The 4896-nt window shown below is 73.9% G+C and carries 1 protein-coding gene; it reads right to left on the bottom strand.

Annotated features, from left to right (window positions below):
* The coding region (locus CKY47_RS36680) for a type I polyketide synthase (protein WP_306750986.1) at nt 1-4896 on the bottom strand (4896 nt) is incomplete at both ends.

The following is a 4896-nucleotide window of genomic DNA, read 5'->3' as shown; positions in this document are numbered from 1 at the left end:
GCGTCGAACTCCGCCGCATCGTGCAAGAACCCACCACTGCGCGTATACGACGTCCCCACACGATCCGGGTCCGGGTCGTACAACCCCTCCACATCCCACCCACGATCGGTCGGGAACCCCGAGATCCCCTCACCGCCGGCGGCCACCAACCGCCACAGGTCCTCCGGTGACCGCACCCCACCGGGGTAGCGGCAGCTCATCCCCACGATGGCGATCGGTTCGTCCGACACCCGATCGGCGACGGCGGCGGTTTGCCGCACGTCGTCCGCCGGGGACACCTCGACCAGCAGGTGATCGGCGAGCGCCCGGCTCGTCGGGTAGTCGAACACCAGGGTCGCCGGCAGCCGCAGGCCGGTGGCGGTGGTGAGCCGGTTGCGCAGCTCGATCGCGGTGAGCGAGTCGAACCCGGCCTCCTGGAACGCCTGGTCCGGCTTGACCGCCGACGCCGACGCGTGGCCCAGGACCGCCGCGACCTGCTCGCACACGAGGTCCAGGACGAGAGCCGCGCGCTCAGCCTCCGGGACGCGGGCCAACCGCGCCGCGAGCCCTGATCCGACGGCCGCGCCGACCGGGGTGGAACGGGTGGAGCGCCGTGCGGGCGTCCGCACGCGGCCCCGCAGCACCGCCGGGGCGGAGGCGGCGTCGAGGTGGGACACGTCGAGCTTGATCGGCACGACCGTGGCCCGACCGGCGGACGCGGACGCGTCGAACATGCGCAGCGCGACGTCCGACGGGATGGGGAGGAGGCCGGTGCGGCGGATGCGGGCGAGGTCGGCCGGGTCGAGGTCGTCGGTCATCGTGCTCGCCTGCGCCCACAGGCCCCAGGCCAGGGAGGTCGCGGGCAGCCCGGTCGCCCGGCGGTGATCGGCGAGCGCGTCGAGGAAGGAGTTGGCCGCCGCGTAGTTGCCTTGTCCCGCCGCACCGAAGACGCCCGACACGGACGAGAACAGCACGAACGCCGAGAGGTCGAGGTGGGTGGTCAGCTCGTGGAGGTTCAGCGCGGCGTCCACCTTCGGGCGGAACACCGCGTCGATCCGCTCGTCGGTCAGCGACGGCACCACCCCGTCGTCCAGGACTCCCGCGACGTGCACGACGGCCGACAGGTCGAGGTCCGCCAGCGCGGCGGCCAGGGCGTCCCGGTCCGCGACGTCGCACGCCACCGGGGTGACCAGGACGTCGAGGTCGGACAGGTCGCCGTCGAAGCGGCCGCTGCGGCTCATCAGCACGAGGTCGCGGACGCCGTGCACCTCTGCCAGGTGTCGGGCGACCAGGGCGCCGAGGGTGCCGGAGGCGCCGGTCAGCAGCACCGCGCCGGATCCGAAGTCGAACTCCCCGGCCGCGGTGGGCAGCGCCTCCAGGCGCGGCACGAGCACCCTGCCGTCGCGCACCGACACCTGCGGCTCGGCCAGTCGCAGGGCGGCGGCCACCGCGTCGGAGGCCGCGGTCCCGCCGTCCACGTCGACCAGGACGACGCGGTCGGGGTTCTCCGACTGCGCCGAGCGCACCAAGCCCTGGACGGCGGCCTGGGCGGGGTCGGTCGCCGCGCCGGTGGTCACCACGACCAGCCGCGCGGGTTGCGGGTGCTCGGCGGCCAGCCACTCCTGGAGCCCGCGGAGCACGTGCCCGACCGCGGAGCGGACGCCGCGGGCCGTCAGTTCGACAGTCGGGGTGGTCAGCACCTCGACGTCCGGTCCGAGCGGGGTGTCGGCCGTGCCGCACGCGCCGCGGTCGAGCCAGTCGACGCCGAAGAGGGTCTGCTCGAACTGGTGCCGTCGGGCAGGCCGCAGCACCAGGGAGTCCACCGACAGCACGGTGTCGCCGGTCGCGTCCGCGGCGGTGAGCGACACGGCGTTCGGTCCGGTCGGGACGACCGTCAGCCTGAGCGCCGACGCGCCACTGGCGGCGAGGTGCACGCCGGTCCACGCGAAGGGCAGCAGGGGGCCGTCGTCGAGGTCGGCCAGGCCGCCGGCGGCGATGGCGTGCAGGGCGGCGTCGAGCAGCGCCGGGTGCACGCCGAAGGCGTTCGCGGCCGCGTCGTCAGGCAGCGCGACCTCGGCGTGGACGGCATCGGGTTCGCGCCACGCGCCACGGAGGCCGGCGAACAACGGCCCGTAGGACGCGCCGGCGTCCGCCATGCGGTCGTAGAAGCCCGTGAGGTCGACGCGCCGCGCGCCGGCGGGCGGCCACTCGGCGGAGGAGAAGGCGGCGGGCGCGGCGGCACGCACCCCCAGGCTGCCGCGCGCGTGGCGCACCCACTCCCCTCCGCCGTCGGTCCGCGCGTGGACGGTGAACGGGCGCGTGCCCTCGTCGGGTGCGCCGACGTGCACCTGGAGCACCACGGCGAGGTCGTGCGGCACGACCAGTGGCACCTCGATGGCCAGGTCCTCGACCAGGTCGCACCCGACCTCGTCACCGGCGCGGACGGCCAGTTCCACGAACGCCGTGCCGGGCAGCAGGACCGCGCCGCTCACGGCGTGGTCCGCCAACCACGGGTGGGTCCGGAGCGAGACGCGGCCGGTCATCAGCCACTCGTCGCCGCCCGCCACCGGCACCGCCGCCCCGAGCAGCGGGTGGCCGGCCACGTCCAGTCCCGCGGCGTGGACGCCGCTCGTCCCCTCGGGCGCGTCGAGCCAGTAGCGCTGCCGCTGGAACGGATAGGTGGGCAGGTCGACGCGCCGCGCGCCGGGGTAGAACCGCGTCCAGTCGACCTCCGCGCCGTGGACGTGCAGCTCACCCAGCGCCGTGACGGCGGTCAGGACCTCGTCGCGGTCAGCGCGCAGGGCGGGGACGGCGAGGACTTCGGCGTCGGGCAGGCTGTTGCGGGTCAGCGCCGTCAGCACGCCGCCCGGCCCGATCTCCAGGAACTTCGTCGTGCCGCGCTCGTCCAGCTCCGCGATCTGGTCGGCGAAGCGGACGGCGTCGCGGACGTGCCGGACCCAGTAGTCGGGCTCGGCGACCGGGGAGAGCATCGGGATGCGCGGCTCGTGGAACTCCAATCCCCGCACCACCGCCGCGAAGTCGTCCAGCATCGGCTCCATCAACGGCGAGTGGAAGGCGTGGCTCACCGCCAGGCGGGTGGCCTTGCGGCCGGGGAAGGCGTCGACCACCGCCCCGGCGGCGTCCTCGTCGCCCGCGACGACCACGGAACGCGGACCGTTCACCGCCGCGATGGACACCTCCTCGGTGAGGTGCGGCAGCACCTCGTCCTCCGACGCCTCCAGCGCGAACATCCCGCCGCCGGGCGGCAACGCCTGCATCAGGTCGGCGCGGGCGGACACCAGCCGGCAGGCATCGTCGAGGGACAGCACACCGGCGACGTGGGCCGCCGCGATCTCCCCCACCGAATGCCCCACCAGCACATCCGGTCGGACACCCCACGACTCGAACAAGCGGAACAACGCCACCTGCAACGCGAACAACGCACGCTGCGCCACACCCGTCCCGCTCAACACCTCCACGTCAACGCCGAAGAACGACGCCCCACCCAACCCCGCGACCACCTCGTCATACGCGGCAGCGAACACCGGGAACGCAGCGTGCAGCTCACGCCCCATACCCGCCCGCTGCGAACCCTGACCCGAGAACAGGAACGCGAGCGCCCCGTCGAGCGGCCGGCCGGTGACCAAGCCGGGCGTGGAGTTGCCGGCCGCCAGGTCACGGAGGACGTCCAGCAGGTCGGCCTGGGCCGTGCCGAGCACGACCGCGCGGTCCTCGAAGCCGGTCCGCCCCGTCAGGGACAGACCGACGTCGACCGGGTCGAAGTCCGTGCCCGTGACGCCCACCAGCAGGTTGCGCGCCTGGTCCCGCACCGCCGCCTCACCCCGACCGGACAGCACCCACGGCACGACCGGCTGTTCGGTGCGCGTCCGCTCCCGGACCTCGGCCCGCGCGGGCTGCTCGATGATGGCGTGCGCGTTGGTGCCGCTCACGCCGAATGACGACACGGCGGCACGGCGGGGTCCACCGGACGTGGTCCATGGCACGGGTTCGGTCAACAGGCGGACGGGTCCGCTCTCCCAGTCCACGTGCGGGCTGGGTTCGTCGGCGTGGAGGGTGCGCGGCAGCACACCGTGCCGCATCGCCATCACCATCTTGATCACACCACCGACACCCGCGGCAGCCTGCGTGTGACCGATGTTCGACTTCAACGACCCCAACCACAACGGACGACCCCGATCACGCCCGTACGTCGCCAACAACGCCTGCGCCTCGATCGGATCACCCAGGACGGTGCCCGTGCCGTGCGCCTCGACGGCGTCCACGTCGTCGAGGCGCAGCCCCGCGTTCGCCAGCGCCTGCCGGATGACGCGCTGCTGCGCCGGGCCGCTCGGGGCGGTGAGGCCGTTGGACGCGCCGTCCTGGTTCACCGCGGTGCCCCGTACGACGGCGAGGACGGGGTGGCCGTTGCGGCGGGCGTCCGACAGCCGTTCCACCAGCAGCATCGCCGCGCCCTCGGCCCAGCCGGTGCCGTCGGCGCCCGCGCCGAACGCCTTGCACCGACCATCCGCCGACAACCCCCGCTGCCGACTGAACTCCACGAACACCGAAGGGCTCGCCATGACCGTCGCACCACCGACCAGTGCCAGGGAGCACTCGCCGCTGCGCAGCGACTGGGCCGCCCAGTGCAACGCCACCAACGACGACGAACACGCCGTGTCCACCGTCACCGCCGGCCCCTCCAGGCCGAGGGTGTAGGCGACGCGGCCCGAGGCGACGCTGCCCGCGCTGCCGTTGATGACGTAGCCCTCAAGGCCTTCGGGCGGGGTGCGCAGCCGGCCGCCGTAGTCGTGGTACATGATCCCGGCGAACACACCGGTACGACTCCCCTTCAACGACAACGGATCGATACCCGCCCGCTCCACCGCCTCCCACGACGTCTCCAACAACAACCGCTGC

Origin of the sequence: Saccharothrix longispora (assembly GCF_030852425.1) — a bacterium.
Taxonomy (GTDB): domain Bacteria; phylum Actinomycetota; class Actinomycetes; order Mycobacteriales; family Pseudonocardiaceae; genus Actinosynnema; species Actinosynnema longispora.
Note: the sequence above shows the minus strand (reverse complement) of the source record. Positions and strands in the feature narration are given on the sequence as shown.